Source organism: Arthrobacter sp. NicSoilB11 (assembly GCF_019977375.1).
GTDB lineage: Bacteria > Actinomycetota > Actinomycetes > Actinomycetales > Micrococcaceae > Arthrobacter.
Genome location: NZ_AP024657.1, coordinates 3,581,076 through 3,604,304, shown reverse-complemented (window position 1 = coordinate 3,604,304; position 23,229 = coordinate 3,581,076). Strand labels below are relative to the sequence as shown.

The window sequence follows — 23,229 nt, the reverse complement described above, 5'->3', positions numbered from 1 at the left end:
TGTGATTGATGACATACATGCCCGGCCTCAGCCAGCCCGCGCCGCCAACGATGGTGGCGTGGAGTCCTGACATGACAGCCTACAACTTTGGTCCGGGCCACCCCATGGCGCCGGAGCGGATGGACCTGACGGCCCGCCTTGCCCGCAGCCTGGGTCTGTTCGACCTGGACCATGTTGACGTCGCGGCGCCGGAGGTGGCCTCGGACGCCGACCTGCAGTCCGTTCACTCGCCGGAATACGTGGCGGCGGTCCGCCGTGTCAGCACGGACCCCTCCCGGCCGGACGAGTCCCGGGGGCTGGGAACTGAGGACGATCCCGCGTTCGCCGGCATGCATGAGGCCGCGGCACGCCTGGCCGGCGGCTCCCTGCTGGCGGCATCGCGCGTGCTGGAGGGGTCGGCCGTCCACGCCGTCAACTTCGGCGGCGGCATGCACCACGCGTCCCGGGACCGTGCCAGCGGATTCTGCATCTACAACGACGCAGCGGTTGCGGTGCAGAAGCTGCTCGACGGCGGCGTACGCAAAGTGGCCTACATCGACGTCGACGCCCACCACGGGGACGGCACCCAGAACATCTTCTGGGATGATCCCCGGGTCCTCACCCTCTCGCTGCATGAGACAGGGCTGACCCTCTTTCCCGGGACCGGGTTCGCCAACGAGATCGGCGGCCCGGCGGCAGAAGGAACCGCAGTGAATGTTGCCCTGCCTGCGGGCACCGGTGACGCCGGGTGGCTCCGCGCCTTCTACGCCGTGGTGCCGCAACTGGTGGGCGCCTTCGAACCCGAGGTGATCGTGAGCCAGCACGGCTGCGATTCACACCGCAGCGATCCCCTGACGCACCTCAACCTCAGCGTGGACGGACAGCGGGAGGCAGCGAACGCCGTCGGGCATCTGGCCGAGCGCTACTGCGGTGGCCGGTGGATCGCCACCGGCGGCGGCGGCTACAACGTGCTGGACGTGGTGCCGCGGGCCTGGAGCCACCTGGTGGCCATCGCCGCCGGACGGCCCGTGCCGCTGCGGACGCCCGTGCCCGGGGACTGGCGGCAGTATGTGACGGAGAAGTTCGGCAGGGAGGCGCCGGCCCTCATGGGGGATGACGTGGAGCTGTGGTGGCGGTCCTGGGAAGTGGGCTTCGACCCCAACGACGCCGTGGACCGCACTGTCATGGCCACCCGCAAGGCAGTGTTCCCGCTGCACGGGCTGGACCCCTGGTTCGACTAGGCTCCCTGGCGGCCGAAATAGTTGATGCCTTTCGGGGCATATGTCGCTAGGGTGGGAGGCATGGTGACAGACGACGTATTTGCCGTCATAGCGGAATCCACCCGGCGGGATATCCTGGTGGCCCTCCGGGCAGGAGACAAGGCCGTGGGGGAGCTGGTGGAGGAACTGGCGGCGAGCCAGCCCACCATTTCCAAGCACCTGAAAGTCCTTCGTGAAGCACAGCTGGTCAGCATGCGGGCCCAAGGCCAGAAGCGGTACTACGCGTTGAACCGCGGGCCGCTGGAGGGCATCGCCAGCTGGCTGGAGACGTTCGACGTCGGCCCTGGAGCCAAAGCCGCCACGGCACCGCGTGGCCATCATCAGGAAATCCCGGATCAGGCAGTCCCGGCCCAGGCGGGCAGTGCCACAGCGGGCGCTGCCCACCTGACCGAAGGCGTCGCCGCCGCGGCCCCCTCCCTGTCCCGGGCCGCCGGCGCTGCCGGGCCAGGCACGTCGCAGACCCGGGAGGAAGTCCCGGCGCCCGTCCTGGTGCGCGAAGGCGCCGAGCTGAGCCCCGCCGTCGTGATTCCCGGCGGGACGGCCGCCCCGTTGAGCGATGACAGCGTGCCCCAGCAGATCGGCAGGACTGTTGGCCGCGCCGCCACCAAGGCCGCCGACCTGCTGGCGAACCTGCCCAACCTCCCTAAGTTCGGCCGCAAGAAGTAATCCCCGCGGAGCGGTAAGCGCAGCGCAGCCTACTTGGCCAGCAGGCGCACGTGGTCCGGGGTGAGTTCGGACACCTTGCTGACGCCCAGCAGCGCCATGGTCCGCGCCATGTCCTTCTCGAGGATCTGCAGGGTGCGGTCCACTCCCGCCCGTCCGCCGGCCATCAGGCCGTAGAGGTAGGCGCGGCCGATCAGGGTGAAGTCCGCGCCCAGGGCCAGGGCGGCCACGATGTCCGCGCCGCTCATGATCCCGGTGTCCAGAATGATGGCGGCATCGGTGTTGTCCGCCGCGAAGGCCTCCTTGACCCCGGGCAGCAGGTGGAACGGGATGGGGGCCCGGTCCAGCTGGCGGCCGCCGTGGTTGGACAGGACCACGCCGTCGGCGCCGTGGTCCACTACCTCGCGGGCGTCCTCAACGGTCTGGATGCCCTTGACCACCAGCTTGCCTTTCCAGGTTTCGCGCAGCCAGTCCAGGTCCTCGAACGTGAGGGTGGGATCGAACATGGAGTTGATGAGATCGGCCACGGTGCCGGTGTAGCGGGAGAGCGAGGCGAACGTGAGCGGCTCGTGGGTGAGGAAGTTGAACCACCAGGCCGGCCGGTAGGAGGCATCCAGGACGGTCTTCACCGTGAGCGCCGGCGGGATGGTCATGCCGTTGCGGACGTCGCGCAGGCGGGCGCCGGCCACGGCAGTGTCCACGGTCACCATGAGGGTGTCGTTGCCCGCCCTGGCTGCGCGCTCGATCAGTTCCAGCGACCGGTCCCGGTCCGTCCACAGGTACAGCTGGAACCAGTTGCGCCCGTTGGGTGCGGCAGCGGCGACGTCCTCGATCGAGGCGGTGCCCATGGTGGACAGGGTGTAGGGGATGCCTGCGGCCTCCGCTGCCTGCGACCCTGCGTATTCGCCCTCGGACTGCATCATCCGGGTGAACCCTGTCGGTGCGATGCCAACGGGAAGCCGCGAGGGCTTTCCCAGGATCTCCGTACTGAGGTCGATGGCGGAGACGTTCCGCAGGATGCCCGGCCGAAACTCGATGTCCAGGAAGGCCTGGCGGGCGCGGCGGAGCGTGATCTCCTCTTCAGCCGCGCCGTCGGTGTAGTCGAAAGGCGCCTTGGGGGTGCGGCGCTTGGCGATGTCGCGGAGTTCCCAGATGGTGCTGGCCCGCTTCAGCCGCGCCTCCTTGCTGAACTCCGGCTTCTTGAACTGCATCAGCGGCGCCAGGTCCGAGTACTTGGGAATGCGGCGCTTCAGGGCTGCGGGCAGCGCGGACGACGACGGTGCCGGGGCGGGTGCCGGCGCTGCGGGGATGTCGGTGGTGTCCGGCGCCGGGGTCGCCTCAGGGTTGTTGGGCTGGATGGTATGCGTCATGGGTCCTCCTATGGTCCAACCACACTCTAGGTGATGTGGTCCAACCACATCAAGTACCATTGGCCTATGCGTACCCATCAGCTGGTCCTGTCCTGGATCGAGGACCAACTCTCGGCCGGCCGGTTGGCCGTGGGTGGAAGGCTGCCGGCGGAGCGCACCTTGGCCGAACAGCTCAAGGTCTCCCGCACATCGGTCCGCGAGGCGATCCGGATTCTGGAGGCAATGGGAGTGGTCCGCGCGGGCGTCGGGTCCGGGCCGGAAGCCGGGACGGTGGTGATTTCGGACCCCACCGCGGCGCTGGGATCCGCCCTGCGGCTGCACGTGGCCACCCAGCACCTGCCCGTGGCGGACATCGTGGAAACGCGGGTCCTGCTGGAGTCATGGGCTGCGGCGAAAGCCCCGCAGGACGCACCCGAACTTGACGGGGCTGCCGCGCTCCTGGCGGCCATGGATGCCCCGGACGGACTCTCGGCCAGCGATTTCCTGGCCCTCGATGTCCGGTTCCACCTGGCCCTGGCCAACGCCGCCGGCAATGCGGTGGTCAGTGCCATGATGGGGTCGCTCCGGGAAGCCATCCAGGGCTACGCTGCCGAACTCACGGCCACCTTGCCGGACTGGGAAGCCACAGCGTCGCGCCTGCGCACCGAACACCACGCCATCCTCGCTGCGGTCAGGAATGGGGACGGCGCCCGGGCCGCGGAACTCGTGGCGGCCCACATCGAGGGATTCTACAAAGAGGCCGGGCTGGGCGCGGGATAAGCCTGGGCGGAGCGTACAGAAAGGCTCAGCCGTGGACCGTGCTGCGCGGCGCCTTGGCCGGCCCGGTGCTGGCCCGCACTTCCAGCCGCGGCTGGTAGCGGCTGCCCGTGGACGCATTGCCTTCCTTCCGGATCAGCGCCCGGAGCTGGTGCCAGGCCTGCTCGCCCAGTTCGGTGATGGGGACCGCACCGGTGGTGAGGGCCGGCGTCGTGTACCTGGCGAAGGGGATGTCATCGAAGCCGGTCACGGAAATGTCCCCGGGGACGTCCAGGCCGCGCTCATGCAGTCCGCTCATCAGGCCCATTGCCACCAGGTCATTGAATGCCAGGATGCCTGTGGCCCCGCTCGCCAGGACGGCATCCACCGCTTCGTGCCCGGTGTCGAAGTCGGAGCCGCCCTCCAGCATGGTCACCTCCACCTCGGGGTGGGCGGCCCTGAAGGCCTCCAGGCCCTTGAGCCGCATCTCATTGGAGGCGCTGCGGGGCGGGCCCGCGAGGAAGGCCAGGCGGGTGTGGCCCAATTCCACAAGGTGCCCCGCGATGTCCTGGACGCCCTGGCCGTAGTCCACCACCAGGCTGGGCACGTTCGGAGTGGAGGTGGTGCGGTTGATCAGCACCAGCGGGTGCAGCGAGGGTGCGATCTCCTCCAGTTCCGCATCGGACATGCGCGGGGCGCACAGGACCAGCCCGTCGCAGCGCCGGCGCGCCTCGCCCGCGAGGATGGACTCCTCGCTGGACACTTCGAATGAGTCCGCGATGAGCACGCGGTAACCGTCCTGGGCGGCTGCCCGGCTCAGGCCGCGGAGGATCGCCTGGAAGGTGGGGTTGGCCAGGTCCGGCACCACAATGCCGATGGTGTCCGTCTTGCCCAGGGCCAGGCTGCGGCCCACGGGATTGGGCTGGTACTTCAGTTCGGCGGCCGCTGCACGGACCCTGGCGGCAATGTCCGGGTCCACGGTGAAGTTTCCGTTCATGACACGCGAAACGGTGGCATGGGAGACTCCCGCCTTCACGGCGACATCTGCGATGCCGATCCTGCCGCTTGCCGATTTCCTGGCCATGGGGAACCCTTCGTTTGCGCCATCCGCCGGAGCTGCCGCGACCGGTTGGTGCCCGGGCGGCCGGCCGTGATGGCAACCTGCTTTGAAAGACAGCATATACGGGCGTAGGAAAGCGATTTCTATGCTTTTCCCAGCCGTTTTCCCGGACCGCCGGCAGATGTCCTGCGCCGGGAGCGAAGAAAGCGCTTTCCCTCAGCGCGGGAAATGGTTGACGAATGCCCCGCGGGGTTGGTAGAACTTTTATAGACAACTGAGAAAACGCTTTCTCGCCTGCTTTTCCAACCGGTGCAGCAGAGTGCCGCCGCTGATCCACAGCCGCCGTTCCCACGGCCGTTCAATGAGCTTTCGAAAGGGACCCCATGGTCAACACAGCCGAGACGACGTCGGCCGCAGCTGCCGCCCAGGCCACTGCCAAGGACGGCGGGAAGACCCGCATCGCCCTGATCGGCACCGGTGGCCGCTCCGAGATGTACATCCGGGCCATCTTCGGCAAGCACGCCGATACCGCCGAACTGGTGGCGTTCTCCGATGTGAATCCCGGACGCGTGGAGTTTTACCAGAAGCTCATCCAGGAACTGGGCGCGCCGGGACCGGTGGCGTCCTTTGATCCCGCGGACCTGACAGCGTTTATCCAGGCCAACGGCATCGACCGGATTATTGTCACCACCCCGGACTACACCCATGCGGACTATATTGTTGAGGGTCTTCGTGCCGGAGCGGATGTCGTGGTCGAAAAGCCACTGACCATCGATGCCGAAGGCTGCCGCCGCATCACCCAGGCCGTCCAGGAAACCGGCCGGAACGTGGTGGTCACGTTCAACTACCGCTACTCGCCCCGCAACAGCGCGCTCAAGGAAATCATCCAGAGCGGCGTGATCGGCAAAGTCACGTCCGTCGACTTCAGCTGGGTCCTGGACACCGTCCACGGCGCGGACTACTTCCGCCGCTGGCACCGTGAGAAGAAGAACTCCGGCGGGCTGCTCATCCACAAGGCGTCGCACCACTTTGACTTGGTCAACTGGTGGATCGACGACGTCCCGGAGCGGGTCTTCGCTTCCGGTGGCCTGAAGTTCTATGGCGACAAGAACGCTGCCGAGCGCGGCCTTGGCCCACGCCCGGAACGGGGAACGCCCGACGCCGATGCCCCCGCCGGCGAGAAGGACCCCTTCGCGCTGGACCTGCGCGAGGACGAGCGGCTCAAGGCACTGTTCCTGGACAACGAACACTACGACGGCTACCGCCGCGACCAGGATGTCTTCACCGCCGGCATCACCATTGAGGACAACCTGGCCCTGGTGGTGGAGTACCAGGGTGGGCCGCGCCTGAGCTACTCGCTGAACGCGCACAGCCCCTGGGAAGGCTACCGGGTGGCGGTCAACGGCACCGAGGGCCGGGCGGAGCTTGAAGTGGTGGAACGCGCCGCCGTCCTGCACAGCACCGACCAGAAAACCGTCGTGGACCCTTCCGCAACCCCCGTGGAGGAAGAGGACGCCGTGCGCCGCAACGGCGAGCGGCTGGTGGTCCAGCGCCACTGGGAGGCCGCCTACGAGGTGCCGATCGTCAACGGCGAAGGCGGGCACGGCGGCGGTGACGAACTGCTGCTGTCGGACCTCTTCAACGGACCGGGCGAGGACCCCCTGGGCCGGCCCTCCGGTTACCTGGACGGCCTGCGTTCAGTGTCCGTGGGCATCGCAGGCAACCTCTCCCTGGAATCGTCCCTGCCCGTCCGGGTCGAGGACCTGGACCTCGGCGTCGACCTTCGCCGCGCCAAGTAGAGGAAAAACCATGAGCAGGATATTCGTGACCGGCGGCGCGGGCCGCCTTGGCCGCAGCGTGGTGGCGGGGCTGGCCCAGGCGGGCCATGAGGTGGTCTCGGTTGACCGTGACGCCGTCCCCGCCGGGCTCCTGCCGGCCGGCGTCGTCCAGGAGACCGCGGACCTCCTGGCGCCGGGCGAGGCACTGCGCCTCCTTCGGGATGCAAGGCCCGACGCCGTCATCCACCTTGCGGCGATCGCGGTACCGTTCAGCGCACCCGAGGACGTCATTTTCGCCACCAACACCCGGCTCGCCTTCGCGGTCATCAGCGCCGCAACGGAACTGGGCGTTGGCAAAATCGTCACCGCCAGCAGCCCCACGGTCCTGGGCTACGGATGCCCGGCGGGGTGGCTGCCGCCGTCGTTCCCGTTGGACGAGCGCACGCCGCCCAAGCCCTGGAACGCCTACGCGCTGTCCAAGCTCATCGCCGAGCAGACCATGCAGATGTTCGCCACGGCGCAGGGAGAGAAGATCCGGTACGCGGCGTTTCGTCCCTGCTTTGTCATCTCGCCGGAGGAATGGGACGGTGCCCCCACCCAGCAGGGGCACACGCTCGCCGAACGCCTGGCCGACCCCGCCCTCTCCGCTCCGGCGCTGTTCAACTACGTGGACGCCCGGGATGTGGCTGATTTCCTGGACCTGCTGCTGCAGAAAATGGCGGACATTCCGAACGGGGAAACCTTCTTCGTAGGGGCAGCCGACGCACTGGCCACCGCGCCCCTGGCGGAGCTGATGCCAAAATTCCTGCCGGGAAGCGAAGCGCTCAGCGCCGGCCTGACCGGAACCAACCCGGCGTTCTCCATTGCCAAGGCCCGGGAACTGCTCGGCTGGCAGCCCAAGCGCAGCTGGCGCACAGAACTCAAGTCCCACCCAACCCTCAACGACGAGGCTTCCACGCTGGTTACCGCCAGCGCCGGAGGCAAGGAGACATCATGAAATTCGACGGCGTACTGTTCTTCCCCGTCACCCCGTTCACGGCCGAAGGTGCCGTTGACGTGGAACTGCTCAAGGAACACATCAGCTCCCGGCTGCCTTTCGGCCCGGGCGGCGTCTTCCCCGCCTGCGGCACCGGCGAATTCCACGCCCTCAGCATCGGGGAGGTCCGCACCGTGGTGGCGGCCGCCGTCGAGGTCGTTGCCGGGCGAGTCCCTGTGGTGGCCGGTGCGGGCGGACCCCTGGGCCACGCCCTCGCAGCCGCCCGGGCTGCCGAGGAAGCAGGCGCCGACGCGCTGCTGGTGCTTCCGCCGTACCTGGTCACCGGCCCCACGGACGGGCTGGTGGCCTACATCGAGGCCGTGGCCAACGCCAGCAGCCTGCCGGTCATCGTGTACCACCGCGGCAACGCCAAATTCACCGCGGCGTCAATGGCCAAGCTCGCCGCCAACCCCAAGGTCATCGGTTTCAAGGATGGTCTTGGCGACGTGGGCCTCGCCCAGGAAATCGTGTCCGCGGTCAAGGCAACGGGCCGCAAGGACTTCGCCTTCTTCAACGGCCTGCTCACCGCCGAACTGACGCAGGGCGCGTACCGCGGTCTGGGCATCCCGCTATACTCCTCGGCGGCTTTCGCCATGGCCCCGGAGATCGCCAAGGCCTACTACGATGCCTACGCTGCCGGAGACGAGGAACGGCGCAACGCCCTCCTTGAGGGCTTCTACGCACCCCTGGTACGCCTGCGGGACCAGACCCCCGGCTTCGGCGTTTCCCTGATCAAGGCGGGCCTCCGGCTGGGCGGAATGCCGGTGGGTTCCGTCCGCCCGCCGCTGGTGGACCCCACGGAGGAACAGCTCGTGGAGCTCAAGGCCATCCTGGCCAAGGGTTACGAGCTGGCCGGGCACTGATGGGCGCACCGGCGGCCGAAGCCGTCCGTACCGTTCCGCGCATCACCGGCCTGTCGACGCGGCTCCTCACCGTTCCGCTGCGCCGCAGCTGGGGCGCAGAGGCGCCGGAGAACCACGTGATCGCCACGGAGGTTCACACGGACGACGGCGGCACGGGCTTTGGTTTCTCCTGGACGCCCACCATCGGTCCCCAGGCAGTCAAGGCGCTGCTTGATCACGACATCGCCCCTTTCATCGCCGGTCTGCCCGCCACCCCCGAGGGGGTGTGGGACGTGCTCTGGAAGCGGCTGCACGAGGCCGGCGGCGGAGGGCTCACCACCATCGCCATGGCTGGTGTGGACCTGGCGCTGTGGGACCTGCAGGCCCGCCGTGCCGGGACGTCGGTCACCGGCCTGCTGGGCCAGCGGCAGGAATCAGCCGAGGTTTACGGCTCCGGCGTGAACCTGCACTACACCCTGGACGAGCTGGTGGCGCAGGCTGAACGCTGGGTTGCCGCCGGCCACCAGGCAGTGAAGATCAAGGTGGGCAAACCGGACCTCCGCGAGGACCGCGAACGCGTTGCCGCCGTCCGCTCCGTCCTGGGCCCGGACCGCAGGCTCATGATCGACGCAAACCAGCGGTGGGACCTGCCCACCACCTTCCGGGCCCTCGATGTGCTGGCCGAATTCGGGCTGGAATGGCTGGAGGAACCCATCCGCGCGGACGATCTCTGGGCCTACCGCAGGCTCCGGAAGCACTCGCCCGTGCCCATCGCCCTTGGCGAAAACCTGCACACCATCTACCGGTTCCGCGATTTCATAGAGGCGGAGGCGGTGGACATCATCCAGCCCAACATCATCCGGGTGGGCGGCATTACCCCGTTCCGGCGGATCGTTGAGCTGGCACGGACCAACAGCATCAAGATCATGCCGCACCTGCTGCCCGAACTGTCCGGGCAGCTGGCCCTGACCCTGGCGGAGCCCACTATGGTGGAGGACGTCGAGGAGGCATCCTTCGAACAGTTGGGGATCCTGGCCGGCCCGTCGCCGGTGCGGTTCGCCAACAGCAGGGTGGCCCTGGCGGACCGGCCCGGACTGGGCTTCCGCTTCCGGGAAACCCCGCAGCCATGAACTTCCATACGACGAACAGGTACCTGACGTGACAACTGCAACGCTTTCCCTGACAGAGCTCACCGCTGCGGCCACAGCAGCAGCCAGGATCTCGGCCGCAGCCCCTGACGCAGAGCGCGCCGGCTGGCTGAACGCGGTGGCTGACGCCCTGGACGCCAATGCTGCTGAACTGGTGGACATCGCGGACGCCGAGACCAGCCTGGGTGCCCCGCGGCTGACGGGGGAGGTGGCCCGCACCACCGGCCAGCTGCGCCTGTTCGCCCGGGTGATCACTGAGGGTTCCTATCTTGAAGCCATCATCGACCACGCGGATCCCGCTGCCACCCCGCCCAGGCCTGACCTCCGCAGGATCCTCAAGCCCATCGGCCCTGTTGCCGTCTTTTCCGCCTCCAATTTCCCGTTTGCCTTCTCCGTGGCAGGCGGTGACACCGCCTCGGCCCTCGCCGTCGGGTGCCCGGTCATCGTCAAGGCACACTCAGGCCACCTGCGGCTGTCCGAACGCACGGCGGAGATCGTGGCGGAGGCGCTTCGCGGCGCGGGTGCACCGGACGGCCTGTTCGCCCTGGTCCACGGCCGTGAAGTGGGAACAGCCCTGGTCCAGGACCCCGCCATCAAGGCCGTGGGCTTCACCGGGTCCATCCCCGGCGGCCGGGCCCTGTTCGACCTTGCCACCTCCCGCCCCGACCCCATCCCGTTCTACGGGGAACTGGGGAGCCTGAACCCCGTGGTCATCACCGCGGCGGCACTGGAGGCACGCTCCGCGGAACTCGCCGCCGGACTGGCGGGCTCCTTCACCCTTGGGGCGGGCCAGTTCTGCACCAAGCCGGGCCTGGTGTTCATCCCCGCGGGGACGCAGTTTGCCGGGGCCGTGGCGGAGGCCAGCAAGGACAAGCCAGCCCTGGGCATGCTCACCAGCCGGATCGCGGAAGCCTACCCGGACGGGTTGCGCGCCTTCGCGTCAGTCGACGGCGTGGAGGTGGTCAGCGGCACCGTGGACCAGGACGCGGCCGCCAACGGCGCCGCTCCGGTGGTCTTCTCCACCACCGCCGCCAAGGTGCTGGAACGCCCGGAGCAGCTGCTGGAGGAGTGCTTTGGCCCCACCACCATCCTCATCGAATACACGGGCCAGGACGAACTGTCCGCCGTCCTGGCCAAGGTCCCGGGGAGCCTGACCGGCACCCTGCACGCCCAGCCCGGTGAGGACATCGCAGGCCTGGTGGAGCAGCTGTCCGGACTTGCAGGACGCGTCCTGTTCGAAGGCTGGCCCACGGGCGTGGCCGTCAACTGGGCCCAGCAGCACGGTGGCCCGTACCCGGCCACCACGTCACTGTTCACCTCGGTGGGCGCGACGGCGGTCCGCAGGTTCCAGCGGCCGGTGGCCTACCAGGACGCCCCGGAGGCAGTGCTGCACCCGGCACTGCGTGAGGACAACCCCCTGGGCATCCCGCGCCGCGTGGACGGTGAACTGCAGCTTCCGTAAGCCAAGGGCCGGCAGGACCATCAACTAAGCCCCGGGACCGCAAGGTCCCGGGGCTTACGTGATGCCTGCAGAAGCGCCTTACAGCTGCAGCGTCACCGGCCGGTCCAGCCCATTCACGGTGGCCACAGGCCAGCGCGGGTCCACGGTGAGCACTCGAAGTCCGGATTCCGTGAGCTGTACCGTGTCTTCGATCTTGACGCCGGGGCCGGAAGGGTTCCAAGTGAAGGCCTGGTCCAGCACCACAGTGTCGGTGGCTTCGGATGTCACCCGCGGGTCACGGCCCGCGTAGCCGGCCGGACCACCCTGGTGGTGCTGCTCCCACTGGTCCGCCCCGAAACCGTGCCGCACGTAGGATGCCTGGATCTCGGCGAAAATCCTGTCCAGCCCGACTCCCGGGACGGTGGCGTCAAAAACATCCGCTTCCACTGCCGCGATGCGCGCCTCGGCGTCGCGCTCTTCCTGGGTGCCGGCGTCGAACCTGATCCAGCGGGTGATGTTGGCAACCAGGCCGTCGCGGCGGGCGCACACGACGGCCATGGCACGCCTGCCGAGGGGGGAGTGCGTGGCCAACGGGTGCCGGAAGGTGGTGCGGGAGCTGCCGTTGCACAGCAGGACCAGCGGCTCCGCGCCGGCGGCCACCACCCGGCCCGCCAGGGCCGAAACCAGCTCGAATTCCGTGGTGTCGGGGCGGGCGGCAGACAGGACATCGGTCATCATGGCGGCCAGTTCCGCGCTGAGGGTGGAATAGCGGGCGCTTTCAGCGGGAAGGAGCCGCTGGCGGGCGGCCCGCAGCTGCGAAGAGACGTCCGCTTCCGCCAGCGGCCGGGAGCCGTTTCCGACGGCGGCCGCGGCCTGGTGCAGGTTCCCGTACCAGGGCACGGTGTGCAGGTTGACGCCGCCGGGAAGCTCCTCGGCCGCGATCCTGCCGGCTTCGTTGTTGAACGTGACCAGGTGGTCGCCGTCCCGGTCCACCAGCAGGGCGGCGATGGGATCGCCGGCCAGGCTGATGTGGACGCGGCTGCCGTCCAGGTACCACGTCAGGGCGGTGTTCGTGGTGAGAAGCACGGAGTCATGCCCGGCGGCGTCGAGAATGTCCAGGACACGCTGGCGCTTGATGGCCCGGTCCGTCCTGGACCCGGGAGCCACCCGCGCCTCCCGCCCGGAAACGGCTGATGTTGTTGTTTGGCTCATGACGGCTCCCCCTGCTGGTTGGTCAAATCTTCGATGTCGGTTGTGGACAGGATTCCGTCGGCCACAAAGACGGTGACGCGCCGCCGCACGGGACTGCCCGGCCGGGCCATCACGGGGGCGTCCCATGCCAGGGACTGGCCCACTCCGGGGTAGCCGTCCACCCGGACAAACCAGGGATCCGTGGACCCTTCCGGTGCGACGAACACCAGGGTGGCGGGCCCGCCGTCGAACTTTCCTGACCAGGCGAGCCAGGGCGTGACGCTTCCGTGGGTCTCCGCCTCGCCGGAACCGGCGGGCGTCCAGACCGCGGCGTCACCGCAAGGGGGCAGGCGCCAGAAGAAGCCACCGTAACCGCCCTCGAAGCGTCCGTTCGATCCCGGGCTGCCCAGGCTGACCGGCTTGTCACCGGCGGGGGACAGCGCGAAGTCGAGGGACAGCCGCCAGATGGAGGGCGCGACGCCGGACCACGCCCAGGAGCGCTCCTCCACCAGGATGGGGGCACCGTCGGGCCCGTTCCAGTCCAGGGTTTCCTGGAGCTTGCCCGCACGCCCTTCGCCGGCGTCGGCCTGCACCGCCGTGGTGGCGGTGCGGACGATGCTGCCATGGTCAGGACGCCAGACGTACTGCCCGGCTTCCCGGGTATAGGTGCGGCCGCCCCAGAAATTCACCCCGTCCACGTCCTGCAGCGCCACCCCAACCCCCAGGTGCCACACGTGGTCCAGCGGCTGGTGGTCCGTCACCACGGTTCCGGCCAGTGTCCGGACCGGGTGCAGGTAGGGGCGGGGGGAGGACACTGCACGGATGTGGCTGCCGTCCTGGTAGTCCGCCACCGGGTGCCCGTCCAGGGTCAGGGTGCGGGCGGGCGGCAGGGTGCGGGCCCAGGGGACGCCGAGTTCGGCGAACGTTGCCTGCGCCTTGACGGCGCGGGCCATCAGGTCGGTGATGCCCGGGACCACGGGGTGGGCGTCGTCGCCCCCGCCCTCCCAGGAGACGTACCGGGCGTCGATCGGGGCCGGTGCCGGAGAGGTGCGGATGGCCTCCAGGACGGCAGTGAACGCGCCGGTGTCCTCAAGGGCGCAGAGCAGGGGAGCCCCCGTGGCCCGGGCCTCGAGCAGGTTCTCCAGCAGGTCCGTCCGCGCGTAGGTCTCCCGGCGCTCGCCGTCGGGCGTGGTGATGACCACCTCATCGCTGGTGTAGGAAAGGGTGATTTCACCCAGGGTTCCGTGCACGGTCACGGTGGGGTCCAGCTGTTCCGGGGCGCAGAGCGTGAGGGCGCACAGCAGCGTGGTTCCCTGGGAAGTGCGGACGCGCAGCACGGAGGTGTCGTCGCTTTCGGTCTGGTTGGCCCGGTACAGGTCCGTTTCCACGGAGGCAATGTCCGCCAGGGTGGGTGCCCCGGCCAGATGCAGGGCGGTGGCCACTGCGTGTGCCAGGGCATTGGTGGCCACGCCGTCCACCACGTCCACGCCGTCGAGGCTGCGCTTCCCGGCCCAGCGCGAGCGCTTGAAGTATGCCGTGGTCCGGAGCCACTGGCCGGTGGCGCTGATGCCCAGGACGGTGCCGATGTCCCCGGCGGCCACCAGGTCCCTGATGGCGGGCAGGGCGTGCGATCCCAGGCTCTGGAAGCCTACCTGGACCAGGCGGCCCGCTTTCCCGGCGGCTGCCAGCACGTCCTGGAACTGGGCGAGGGATGCTACCGGCGGCTTTTCCACATACACGTCCTTGCCCGCTGACAGGGCGGCGAGGGCCAGGGGAGCATGGGTCTGGATGGGGGTGGCAATGATGACGACGTCGACGCCCGGCTGGGCGGCCAGCAGCCCGTCCATGTCCGGGTACACAGCCACCGAACCGGCCAGGCTGCCGGGCTGCGGCGGGTTGGGATCGGCGACGGCCACCAGTTCAAGGGCGCCTGCCTGTTCAAGGCGGGCCAGGTTGGCAAGGTGCCGCTCGCCGAAGCCGTGCACGCCCACCAGGGCCACCCTGGGGAGGTCTGTGGACGGGGGCTGCCGGTGTGTGGATTCCGCCGAATGCTGTGTGGTCACGTGGGTCCTTGGGGAGGTTGTGGAAGAGGGTCAGAAGGCCAGCGTCTTGGCCAGGAACTCAAGGGCTTCGTCCTGCATGGGCGCGGTGAAGACGTGCCCGCCGGGCCAAAAGCTGCCCGTGTACCTGTCGGTGCCCCCGTACAGGGATTCCAGTATCCGGTGCGCCTGGCGCATTCCGTCTTCCGGAAAGAGATCGTCGGCCAGGGCGTACTGCACCAGGAACCGGGCGGCTCCTGCGCGGGCGGTGAGTTCGGGCCAGTCGCCCAGCTTCCACAGCCCGGGAGTCTGCAGCAGCCACGAATGGGCGTCCAGGTAGGCCGGGAGCAGGGACTCGAAGGTGGTCATCATGCAGGACACCACGGCGGCCCGGATACGCGGACTAAGGACTGCCAGGGCCAGGGAACGGCCGCCGCCGCCGGAGAATCCGATGCAGCCCAGCCTGTCCTGGTCGACGTCCGGCAGGGACGCCAGGATGTCCAGCGCGGCGAGGTCGTCGTGTGCCACCATGCCTGCCAGGCTGCTGCCGAGCAGCCCTGCGGCCTTGGCCACCGTGTCCTCGTGAAAGCCCGCAGCAGCGTTGTAATCGTCCGCGTCGGAAGGTACGACGCCGTCCTCCCGCCATTGTGCCCGCCGCGCGTCCAGTGCGGCGGAAGTGCGCCAGGGGGGAGCAGAAAGGTCGAATTTGCGGCTGCCCCAGGCGAAAGAGTCATGGGCCAGCACAGCGAAGCCGCGGCGAGCGGTGTCGGTGGCCAGGGCGTGGCCGTCGTAGTGGCCGGCGCGGGCTGCCGCCGCCGACGGATGGTTGTCCGGCAGTTCCACCAGCCGGTCGGCGCCGCCGAACTTGTTGCCGCCGTGGCAGTGCAGCGCCAGGACCCCCGGCAGGGGCCCGGAGCTTCCGGCCGGCCGGACCAGCCAGCCCGTGGTCCGTGGGCCGAAGCCCAACTGCCAGCTGAGCTGGGAGGTGGTGGCGCCGTCGTGCGTTTCCTCCCAGTGCACGGTTGGTCCGGAAGGTGCGCATGCGCCGGGAACACCCAAGGCGTCCGAGAACTCCTGCGCAGGAGGGGCGGAGGCCTGATGCCGTGGATGGTTCCGGACGTAGGCAGGCCAGTCTTCATAGCCGGCAATGGCACTGGGGCGTGCTGTCGGGGTCATCCAGCCTGCCTCCTTTCGGCGGTGATTCTGCTATTACAGCGCGGTCGGTCCGGTTCACGCGAGGTTCTGATTAACCTCGGAGATCATGCCCTTGGCTGCGTCCCTTGGGGAGATCTTCCCGAAGAGTACATCCGTGTTGTAACGGTTCAAAACTTCCAGGGTTGCGGATGATCCTGCCGGGAACGGCTTGGGGGCCTCGACCTTCAGGGCGGCGATGCGGTCCAGGTACGCTGCCTCCTTCTGCTGTGTTTCCTTGAGCAGGGGAGTGATGCCCGCCTTCAGCTCGGTGTTGGCAGGCATGCCCCGGTCGCTCTTGATCTTGGACGCTGCATCCATGTTGTTGACCAGGTAGTTGATGAAAAGGGCCGCTTCCTTGGGCTGCGCGGACTTGGACGAGATGGCGTATTCCATCGAGGACCGCAGCCAGGCGCCAGGCTGTTTGCTCTCACCCGGCAGCTTGGCCATGACCAGGGGTGCACCCGAGTAGGACGTCATCTGGTTGCTCCAGGAAATCTTCATGCCTTGTTTCCCCTGTCCCATCAGCGTCAGTTCCGGCTGCGCGGAACCGTCCTCAACGGTCTGGGACGCGGAGGGGGCGCCTCCGGTTTCCATCAGCTTCTTGTTGAGCTCAAACCACTTGGCGAGCGTGTCCTCGCTGATGCCCATTTTCTTGCCGTCGTCCGTGTAGAGCTCCTGGCCATTCTGGCGCGCCCAGACGGCAAGGAAGGAGTCGTTGGCCATGGGGGTCGTGCCGAAGGTGCCGGCGGGCGACTTTTTGGTGATTTCCGCGGCGATCCGCGCGTAGTCGTCCCAGGTCCAGGTTTCGTCGTCCGGCAGCGGCACCCCGGCGGCCTCGAAGACCTTGGGGTCCAGGACCATGGACATGGAGTTGACGCCCGCCGTAATGGTGTACTGCTTTCCGTTGATCTTGCCCAAGTCAACGGTCCCGTCGGCGAACTTCGAGGTGTCGATCTGGTCCTTGACCTTGTCGAGGTCCAGGAGGACGCCGCGGCTGGAGTATTCGCTGGGGTAGGCGCCGCTCATGGCGATCACGTCCGGGGTGGTTCCGCCGGCGATCTGGGTGGCCATCTTGTCCCAGTAGGAACTGAATTCGGTGTTCTCGCCCTGGACCTTGATGGTGGGGTTGGCGGCTTCGAAGGCTTTGATGACCTCCATGGTGGTCTTTGCCCTGGAGTCGTTGCCCCACCATGCGAACCGGATCGTGACGGGATCCTCCGCAGTCCCTACTTTCCCGGCCTGCGGGCTGTTGCCGCAGCCGGTAAGAACCATAGCCAGTGCGGCGGCGGCGCCGGTGATTCCCATTACCGATTTCCTGAGACCAAACCTCATTGTTGTCCCCTCATATTTGGTAGTCACGTCCCCCTGCCACATGTAACAGAAAACGTTTTCTCAAAAACTAACAAAGGGCTGTACAGGAGTCAAGAAACCGTTTACTTTGGTACGGAGCCGCTTTCTAAAACGACGCTCCCGGCGGGCGGAACCGCTCCAGCCCTGGCGGGCATGCAGCGGGCCCGCAAAGGGAGTCCCGATCCCCCATCGCCTGGCGATGACCGAAACGTGGAGGCCACGATGACCGAAGGAGACCACATGGCCGCAAAACATATTCCCAGGACGCGCCGTCCGGCCCAGTTGCCGGCGGCAGCGTGCCTGCTGTCCGTGACGGAGCAGCAACCGTGAGCGCCATCAGCGAACTGTCTTCGCTGAGCCGGCGGAAGGGCAAAGCCACCGCTGAGGAGAAGAAGGCCAACAGGCGGGACAACAAGGCCGCCTACATCTTCCTGCTCCCGTGGCTGGTGGGCCTGGTGGCCATCACCATCGGCCCCATGTTGATGTCCCTCTACCTGTCCTTTACGGACTACAACCTGCTGCAGCCGCCTGAATGGACGGGGCTGGACAACTTCACCAGGATGCTCAGCGATGCCCGGCTGCACAACTCGTTGCGGGTTACGTTCACGTACGTCCTGGTGGGTGTTCCACTGCAGCTGGCTGTTGCACTGCTGATCGCGCTCGTCCTGGATAAGGGGCTCCGCGGCCTTCCGTTCTACCGCTCGGTGTTCTACCTTCCGTCGTTGCTGGGCGGTTCGGTGGCCGTCGCCATCCTGTGGAAGCAGATTTTCGGTACCACGGGCTTGGTCAACCAGGTGCTGGCCATGTTCGGGATCCAGGGTCCCGGCTGGATCTCGGATCCCAGCACCGCCCTGGGATCCATCATCCTGCTGCACGTCTGGACCTTTGGCGCTCCCATGATCATCTTCCTCGCGGGGCTGCGACAGATCCCAAATATGTACTATGAGGCGGCCAGGGTGGATGGTGCCACCACGCTGCAGCAGTTCTGGCGGATCACCATGCCGATGCTGAGCCCGATTATCTTCTTCAACCTGGTGCTGCAGATCATCGGTTCGTTCCAGTCCTTCACCCAGGCGTTCATCGTCTCCGGCGGCAACGGCGGACCTTCCGACTCGACGATGTTCTTCACCCTGTACCTCTACCAAAAGGGCTTCGGCCAGTTCGACATGGGCTACGCCTCAGCCATGGCGTGGGTGCTGCTGCTTATCATCGGCGTTTTCACTGCCATCAACTTCATCGCTTCTAAGTATTGGGTTTTCTATGACGACTAAGCTTGAGACGCTGCCCACCCCGGAGAAGAAGTCCGGGGGCGCCGGCAAGCCTACGAACCGCAAGCCCAGGGTCCGCGAGTCCCGGGGAACCCTGGCCTTCAGCCGTGCCCAGCGCAGCAAATCGCTGATGAAGCACGGCATTCTGATCCTCGCCGGCACGCTGATGATCTACCCGCTGCTGTGGATGGTGGTGTCCTCGCTGCGCCCGAACGAGATGATCTTCCGTGAACCGGGCCTGTGGCTGAACAGCCTGGAAATGAGCAACTACACGTCCGGATGGTCGGCCCTGACCCATCCGTTCGGCCACTACATGATCAACTCCGCGATCGTGGTGATTGGATCGATCCTGGGCAACCTGGTCTCATGCTCGATGGCTGCCTACGCGTTCGCCCGCCTGCAGTTCACCGCCAAGAAGCTGTTCTTCGGCATCATGCTGCTGACCATCATGCTCCCGTTCCACGTGGTGATCGTTCCGCAGTACATCCTGTTTTCGCAGATCGGCTGGGTGAACACCTTCTGGCCGTTGATCGTCCCCAAACTGCTCGCCACGGATGCGTTCTTCGTCTTCCTCATGGTGCAGTTCATCCGCGGCATCCCCAAGGAGCTTGACGAGGCCGCCAGAATCGATGGAGCCGGCCACCCGCGCATCTTCCTTCGCGTGATTCTGCCGCTGATGGTGCCGGCCCTGGCCACCACCACCATTTTCACCTTCATCTGGACCTGGAACGACTTCTTCGGCGCCCTGATCTACCTCACGGACCCGGACATGTTCACGGTTCCGGTGGCCCTGCGGGCCTTCGTGGATTCGCAGTCGGCCACGAGCTGGGGCTCCCTGTTTGCCATGTCCATCGTGTCCCTGCTGCCGGTTTTCCTGGTCTTCCTCTTCGGCCAGCGGTTCCTCATCAAGGGCATCGCCACCACCGGAATCAAATAACGGCAGGCCTCGCCCGTCGCCGCGCTACCACCCTGCACTATCTGTTCGAACGGCCCGTCGCCAGCGACGGGCCGTTCGTGCGTCACAGGACGGGCGCAGTTCGTCCGCATCTTGTAATACAAGTAATGAACTTGTAGCATTAGGTACAGAAAGCGCTTTCGCGGACTGTGGCCGGCCTTCGAAACCTCGACGGCTATGCCACCGGCCAGCCCCAACATCACCGCACCTGGATCAAAGAAGATCGGAGTCAAACAGTGCCGCTATTTCCCCGTCCTGCATCCGCTGCCAAGCAGCCGGCAGGGGTACCACCTTCACGCCCATTGCGCCGAACCCGTACAGCAGGTGCGGTCGCCGCTGCCGTCGCCGCCGTCCTTGCCCTCAGCGCCTGCGGCGGGGGAGCCACTCCCCAGAACGCTGACGGAACCGTTGAGCTTCGCTTCTCCTGGTGGGGCGGCGACAAACGCGCCCAACTGACGCAGGAAGCCATCAAGCAATTCGAAGCCGAAAATCCCAAGATCAAGATCAAGCCGGAGTTTGGGGACTGGAGCGGCTACTGGGACAAGTTGGCCACGCAGGTGGCAGCCAACGATGCCCCGGACATCATTCAGATGGACGAGAAGTACATCACGGAGTACTCCAGCCGCGGCGCCCTTCTTGACCTGTCCAAGTACGACATCGACACGTCCAAGCTGGACGAGGCAGCACTCAACGCAGGCAAGGGCGAGAAGGGGCTGACGGGGATTGCCGCCGGCATTAACGCGGCCACCATCCTGGCCAATCCTGCCGTCTTCCAGGCTGCCGGGGTTCCGCTCCCGGACGATAGCAAGTGGACCTGGGACGACTTTGGCCGCATTGCCGCTGAGATCACCGCCAAGTCGCCCAAGGGGACCTACGGCGCTGCAGCCTATGGAACTGACGAGGCGTCCCTGGGTGTCTGGCTTCGGCAGAACGGCAAATCCCTGTATACCTCCGATGGAAAGCTGGGCTTCGAGCCGAGCGATATCGCCGAGTGGTGGGCATTCCTGAAGCAGCTGAGCCAGAAGAAAGCAGTCCCATCCGCGTCCGAGGTAGTGGAAGCCGAGGCTGCCCCGCTTGACCAGAGCGGATTGGCAACAGGCAAGAACGGAATGGCCTTCTGGTGGTCCAACCAGGCGCCGGCCCTGGAAAAGGCAAGCGGCGGGGACCTGAAGATCCTGCGGTTCCCCACCAAGACCGGCTCTGCCGCTGATGCAGGCCTCTGGTACAAAGCGTCGCAGTTCTGGTCAGCTTCCTCGCGCACCAAGCACCCGCAGGAAACGGCCAAGTTCATCAACTTCCTGACCAACAATGTCAAAGCCGGCGAGGCCCTCCTCGCTGACCGGGGTGTCTACCCCAACTCCGACGTGCGGGCCGCGATCCAGCCGAAACTCACCCCGGCCGATGTCAAGGTGGTCAAGTTCATCGACCAGATCAAAGACGAGCTCGGCGAGGCGCCGGCGCCGCCGCCGAAGGGAGCCGGTGCCATCCAGGAGATCATCAAGCGTTACACCTCTGAGGTCCTCTTCGAGCGCTTGTCCCCGGATGATGCCGGCAAGAAGGCCACCGACGAGATGAAGTCGGCCATCAGCAAGTAGGACTCCACACCGCCAACACGGCTCCGGACAACATGGGTGGGTGCCTCCCCACCCAGATGTCCGACGGCGGGTGGCAGCTCCGCCCCGGCGGGAACCGATGGTTCCTTTCCGGGGCGGAGTTGTTTAAAGCGCAGTTGTACGGCTGCCGGCTTGCTGCGCCTGGCTTTCAGCCACCACTGCGACGCCGCCGGCAGGAACTGTACCCGGAAACTGCTCACCGGTCAGCAGGTCCACACCGGCGGCTGTGACGGCGGCATCCGCCCGCGTGTGGTTGATCGCGAAGAGGAAGCTGCGCCCGTCGGCGGACCGGCGTCGCACCACTTCCACTCCGGGATCGGCAGTGGCAACGGGGGATACGCCTGATTCGGCCAGCAGTTTGTCAACCAGGGCCTCAATCCCGTCGGCATCGGGGAACGTGGCCAAGTACCAGGCAGCCCCGGAACCCACGGGCCGGCGGGTGAGGGAAGGGACGCCCTCCAGCGGGTATTCGGTGAAGGTCTGGATGGCCTCGGCGCCGGCAAGGTGCAGGTGTTCGCTCCAGACGGATGACACAGTGCCGTCGCCCAGCTTCAGCTGCGCCCCGGCCAGCAGCGGATGGAACTCCTCCACCCTTACGCCCAGGAGCTCACGGAAGGCGCCCGGATAGCCGCCCAGCCGCACATGGTCCTGCATGTCCACGATCCCGCTGAAGTAGCTGACCAGCACCGTTGCGCCGGAGTCGGCCGCAGCGGCGACATTGTCAGCGGACTCATCGGACGCGGCGTACAGCGTGCACACCAGCACCAGGTCGTAGCCTTGCAGTGACGTTGACGGATGCACCAGGTCCACGGAGACTCCGCGCAGGACCAACGACCGGTGGAACGCCCGCAGCAGGTCCAGGTACTTCACATCGATGCTCGGCTTGGAGTCGATCTCAGTGGCCCACCAGGCCTCGTAGTCGAACACAATGGCGGTACGCGACTGGACCCGCGAACCGCGCACGGGTTCGAGGCGTTTCAGTGCCGCGCCGAGCTCCACCACCTCACGCCACACCCGCGTGTCCCGTCCGCCGTGCGGGACCATCGCTGAATGGAATTTCTCGGAGCCCACATAGCTCTGCCGCCACTGGAAGAACATCACGGCGTCGGCCCCGCGTGCCACGTGCGACAGTGAATTGCGCAGCATCTCGCCGGGCATCTTGGGCTGGTTGCGCGGCTGCCAGTTAACGGCCGACGTCGAATGCTCCATCAGGATCCACGGGTCGCCCCCCGAGATACCACGGGTGAGGTCCGCGCTGAACGCGAGTTCCAGGTGGCGTTCCGGGTCCGCGGCCACAAGGTAGTGGTCGTTGGCGATGACGTCCAGGTCTTTGGCCCAGCTGAAGTAGTCCATGGATTTGGTGGCACTTGAGGCCATCAGGTTGGTGGTGCAGGGGATGTCCGGGGTCACCTCGCGAAGGACGGCCACCAGCTCCCGGTAGTAGTCCATCAGCGCCCACGAGTTGAACCGCTGGAAGTCCAGTTGCTGGCCCGGGTTCAGGGTGGACGGGGCGACGGCGGGCGGCAGGATTTCGTCGAAGGAGCTGTAGTTCTGGGACCAGAATGCCGTGCCCCAGGAGGCGTTCAAGGCATCGATGCTCCCGTACCGGCGTTCGAGCCAGGCGCGGAAGGCGGCTGCGTCCTCTTCCCCGTAGAACTCCGAGACGTGGCAGCCCAGTTCGTTGTCAACGTGCCACAGCGCCAGCGCGGGGTGATTCTTGTACCGTTCGGCGAGTGCGCGCGTGATCCCGGCGGCGTAGCGGCGGTACACGGCCGACGACGGCGTGTAGTGCCGCCGTGAGCCTGGTCCCAGCACGGTCCCGTCAGCCGTTACCGGCAGGATTTCCGGGTGTTTGCGGACCAGCCAGGCGGGAGGCGCGGCGGTGGCGGTGGCCAGGGCCACTTTAACGCCGACCCCGGCGAGGTTGTCCATGACTTCGTCCAGCCAGCCGAACTCGTAGTGCCCTTCCGCGGGTTCCAGCAGGGCCCAGGAGAAGATGCCGACGCTGAGGAAATTCACGCCCGCTTCCTGCATGAGTTCCAGATCCTCCAGCCGGACACCCGCGGGCCATTGCTCGGGGTTGTAGTCGCCCCCGAATGCGATGCCCCCGACGTTGCTCCAAACTTTGGACGGGCGGGTGCTTTCCTGCTGTGTCATGGGACTCCTTTGTCGACTGAGGTGCTGCCTTACAGTAAGGAAACGCTTTCTTGGAAAACGCTTGCCTGAGGGCCTGGAAAACGCTTGCCCATTGATCCGAATGCAGCTATTGTATCGTTTCAGACGCCAT

18 protein-coding genes are annotated in these 23,229 nt (G+C 66.9%); 11 read left to right on the top strand and 7 right to left on the bottom strand.

Annotation, left to right across the window (positions count from 1 at the left end; all coding sequences use genetic code 11):
- Positions 1–8: 8 nt before the first annotated feature.
- Both LDO14_RS16815 and LDO14_RS16810 read left to right on the top strand, forming a co-directional pair.
- A complete protein-coding gene (locus LDO14_RS16815; protein WP_026265712.1) occupies positions 9–1,220 on the top strand; it encodes an acetoin utilization protein AcuC in 1,212 nt (403 codons plus the stop codon).
- A gap of 60 nt (positions 1,221–1,280) precedes the next feature.
- Positions 1,281–1,925: a metalloregulator ArsR/SmtB family transcription factor gene (locus LDO14_RS16810; protein WP_018768941.1), complete on the top strand. Its 645-nt coding sequence runs from the start codon at positions 1,281–1,283 to the stop codon at positions 1,923–1,925.
- Between the two features lie 29 nt (positions 1,926–1,954).
- On the opposite strand, the gene LDO14_RS16805 is transcribed toward LDO14_RS16810, so the two are convergent.
- On the bottom strand, positions 1,955–3,292 hold the full coding sequence (locus LDO14_RS16805; RefSeq protein WP_018768940.1) for an alpha-hydroxy acid oxidase: 1,338 nt from the start codon (positions 3,290–3,292) through the stop codon (positions 1,955–1,957).
- Positions 3,293–3,358: 66 nt separating this feature from the next.
- Here LDO14_RS16805 and LDO14_RS16800 point away from each other — a divergent pair, with 66 nt between their 5' ends.
- On the top strand, positions 3,359–4,051 hold the full coding sequence (locus LDO14_RS16800; protein ID WP_026265711.1) for an FCD domain-containing protein: 693 nt from the start codon (positions 3,359–3,361) through the stop codon (positions 4,049–4,051).
- Positions 4,052–4,076: 25 nt separating this feature from the next.
- On the opposite strand, the gene LDO14_RS16795 is transcribed toward LDO14_RS16800, so the two are convergent.
- Entirely contained in the window at positions 4,077–5,111 is a 1,035-nt protein-coding gene (locus tag LDO14_RS16795; protein WP_018768938.1) for a LacI family DNA-binding transcriptional regulator, read from the bottom strand.
- 359 nt (positions 5,112–5,470) lie between these two features.
- On the opposite strand from LDO14_RS16795, the gene LDO14_RS16790 reads away from it, so the two are divergent.
- The 5 genes from LDO14_RS16790 to LDO14_RS16770 are packed head-to-tail and all read left to right on the top strand — an operon-like array spanning position 5,471 to position 11,353.
- On the top strand, positions 5,471–6,886 hold the full coding sequence (locus LDO14_RS16790) for a Gfo/Idh/MocA family oxidoreductase (protein WP_223992635.1): 1,416 nt from the start codon (positions 5,471–5,473) through the stop codon (positions 6,884–6,886).
- A gap of 10 nt (positions 6,887–6,896) precedes the next feature.
- Positions 6,897–7,862, top strand: a complete 966-nt coding sequence (locus LDO14_RS16785; protein WP_018768936.1) for an NAD(P)-dependent oxidoreductase — start codon at positions 6,897–6,899, stop codon at positions 7,860–7,862.
- On the top strand, positions 7,859–8,764 hold the full coding sequence (locus tag LDO14_RS16780) for a 5-dehydro-4-deoxyglucarate dehydratase (RefSeq protein WP_018768935.1): 906 nt from the start codon (positions 7,859–7,861) through the stop codon (positions 8,762–8,764). The genes LDO14_RS16785 and LDO14_RS16780 overlap by 4 nt, the downstream gene beginning before the upstream one ends.
- Complete coding sequence (locus tag LDO14_RS16775) at positions 8,764–9,873, top strand: mandelate racemase/muconate lactonizing enzyme family protein (RefSeq protein WP_018768934.1); 1,110 nt, start codon at positions 8,764–8,766, stop codon at positions 9,871–9,873. Before LDO14_RS16780 ends, LDO14_RS16775 begins: the two co-directional genes overlap by 1 nt.
- Positions 9,874–9,901: 28 nt before the next feature.
- Positions 9,902–11,353 (top strand): aldehyde dehydrogenase (NADP(+)), encoded by a 1,452-nt coding sequence (locus LDO14_RS16770; RefSeq protein ID WP_018768933.1) that lies wholly within the window; start codon positions 9,902–9,904, stop codon positions 11,351–11,353.
- A 78-nt stretch (positions 11,354–11,431) separates the two neighbouring features.
- Here the strand turns inward: LDO14_RS16770 and LDO14_RS16765 are convergent, their stop codons facing one another.
- Genes LDO14_RS16765 through LDO14_RS16750 form a run of 4 tightly spaced genes read right to left on the bottom strand, consistent with a single transcriptional unit; the run spans position 11,432 to position 17,061 of the window.
- Entirely contained in the window at positions 11,432–12,544 is a 1,113-nt protein-coding gene (locus LDO14_RS16765) for an aminopeptidase P family protein (protein WP_026265710.1), read from the bottom strand.
- Entirely contained in the window at positions 12,541–14,586 is a 2,046-nt protein-coding gene (locus tag LDO14_RS16760) for a DUF6807 family protein (protein WP_018768931.1), read from the bottom strand. The genes LDO14_RS16765 and LDO14_RS16760 overlap by 4 nt, the downstream gene beginning before the upstream one ends.
- Before the next feature lie 30 nt (positions 14,587–14,616).
- Entirely contained in the window at positions 14,617–15,738 is a 1,122-nt protein-coding gene (locus tag LDO14_RS16755) for an acetylxylan esterase (RefSeq protein ID WP_018768930.1), read from the bottom strand.
- 54 nt (positions 15,739–15,792) lie between these two features.
- Entirely contained in the window at positions 15,793–17,061 is a 1,269-nt protein-coding gene (locus tag LDO14_RS16750) for a sugar ABC transporter substrate-binding protein (protein WP_018768929.1), read from the bottom strand.
- Positions 17,062–17,432: 371 nt separating this feature from the next.
- Between LDO14_RS16750 and LDO14_RS16745 the strand changes: the two genes are divergently transcribed.
- The 3 genes from LDO14_RS16745 to LDO14_RS16735 all read left to right on the top strand — a co-directional run bounded on the left by LDO14_RS16745 (position 17,433) and on the right by LDO14_RS16735 (position 20,924).
- A complete protein-coding gene (locus LDO14_RS16745) occupies positions 17,433–18,377 on the top strand; it encodes a sugar ABC transporter permease (RefSeq protein ID WP_018761806.1) in 945 nt (314 codons plus the stop codon).
- Entirely contained in the window at positions 18,367–19,311 is a 945-nt protein-coding gene (locus LDO14_RS16740) for a carbohydrate ABC transporter permease (protein WP_018768928.1), read from the top strand. Before LDO14_RS16745 ends, LDO14_RS16740 begins: the two co-directional genes overlap by 11 nt.
- Positions 19,312–19,565: 254 nt before the next feature.
- A complete protein-coding gene (locus LDO14_RS16735; RefSeq protein WP_026265709.1) occupies positions 19,566–20,924 on the top strand; it encodes an extracellular solute-binding protein in 1,359 nt (452 codons plus the stop codon).
- Positions 20,925–21,047: 123 nt separating this feature from the next.
- Here the strand turns inward: LDO14_RS16735 and LDO14_RS16730 are convergent, their stop codons facing one another.
- The gene (locus LDO14_RS16730; RefSeq protein ID WP_018768926.1) at positions 21,048–23,099 is read right to left on the bottom strand and encodes a beta-galactosidase; all 2,052 of its coding nucleotides are present in this window, start codon (positions 23,097–23,099) and stop codon (positions 21,048–21,050) included.
- Positions 23,100–23,229 lie beyond the last annotated feature (130 nt).

Excerpts from the sequence above, each read along its gene's own strand:
- LDO14_RS16815 (WP_026265712.1), top strand. The coding sequence starts at position 9 with ATGACATACATGCCCGGCCTCAGCCAGCCCGCGCCGCCAACGATGGTG.
- LDO14_RS16810 (WP_018768941.1), top strand. The coding sequence starts at position 1,281 with ATGGTGACAGACGACGTATTTGCCGTCATAGCGGAATCCACCCGGCGG.
- LDO14_RS16805 (WP_018768940.1), bottom strand. The coding sequence starts at position 3,292 with ATGACGCATACCATCCAGCCCAACAACCCTGAGGCGACCCCGGCGCCG.
- LDO14_RS16800 (WP_026265711.1), top strand. The coding sequence starts at position 3,359 with ATGCGTACCCATCAGCTGGTCCTGTCCTGGATCGAGGACCAACTCTCG.
- LDO14_RS16795 (WP_018768938.1), bottom strand. The coding sequence starts at position 5,111 with ATGGCCAGGAAATCGGCAAGCGGCAGGATCGGCATCGCAGATGTCGCC.
- LDO14_RS16790 (WP_223992635.1), top strand. The coding sequence starts at position 5,471 with ATGGTCAACACAGCCGAGACGACGTCGGCCGCAGCTGCCGCCCAGGCC.
- LDO14_RS16785 (WP_018768936.1), top strand. The coding sequence starts at position 6,897 with ATGAGCAGGATATTCGTGACCGGCGGCGCGGGCCGCCTTGGCCGCAGC.
- LDO14_RS16780 (WP_018768935.1), top strand. The coding sequence starts at position 7,859 with ATGAAATTCGACGGCGTACTGTTCTTCCCCGTCACCCCGTTCACGGCC.
- LDO14_RS16775 (WP_018768934.1), top strand. The coding sequence starts at position 8,764 with ATGGGCGCACCGGCGGCCGAAGCCGTCCGTACCGTTCCGCGCATCACC.
- LDO14_RS16765 (WP_026265710.1), bottom strand. The coding sequence starts at position 12,544 with ATGAGCCAAACAACAACATCAGCCGTTTCCGGGCGGGAGGCGCGGGTG.
- LDO14_RS16755 (WP_018768930.1), bottom strand. The coding sequence starts at position 15,738 with ATGACCCCGACAGCACGCCCCAGTGCCATTGCCGGCTATGAAGACTGG.
- LDO14_RS16750 (WP_018768929.1), bottom strand. The coding sequence starts at position 17,061 with ATGGGAATCACCGGCGCCGCCGCCGCACTGGCTATGGTTCTTACCGGC.
- LDO14_RS16740 (WP_018768928.1), top strand. The coding sequence starts at position 18,367 with ATGACGACTAAGCTTGAGACGCTGCCCACCCCGGAGAAGAAGTCCGGG.
- LDO14_RS16730 (WP_018768926.1), bottom strand. The coding sequence starts at position 23,099 with ATGACACAGCAGGAAAGCACCCGCCCGTCCAAAGTTTGGAGCAACGTC.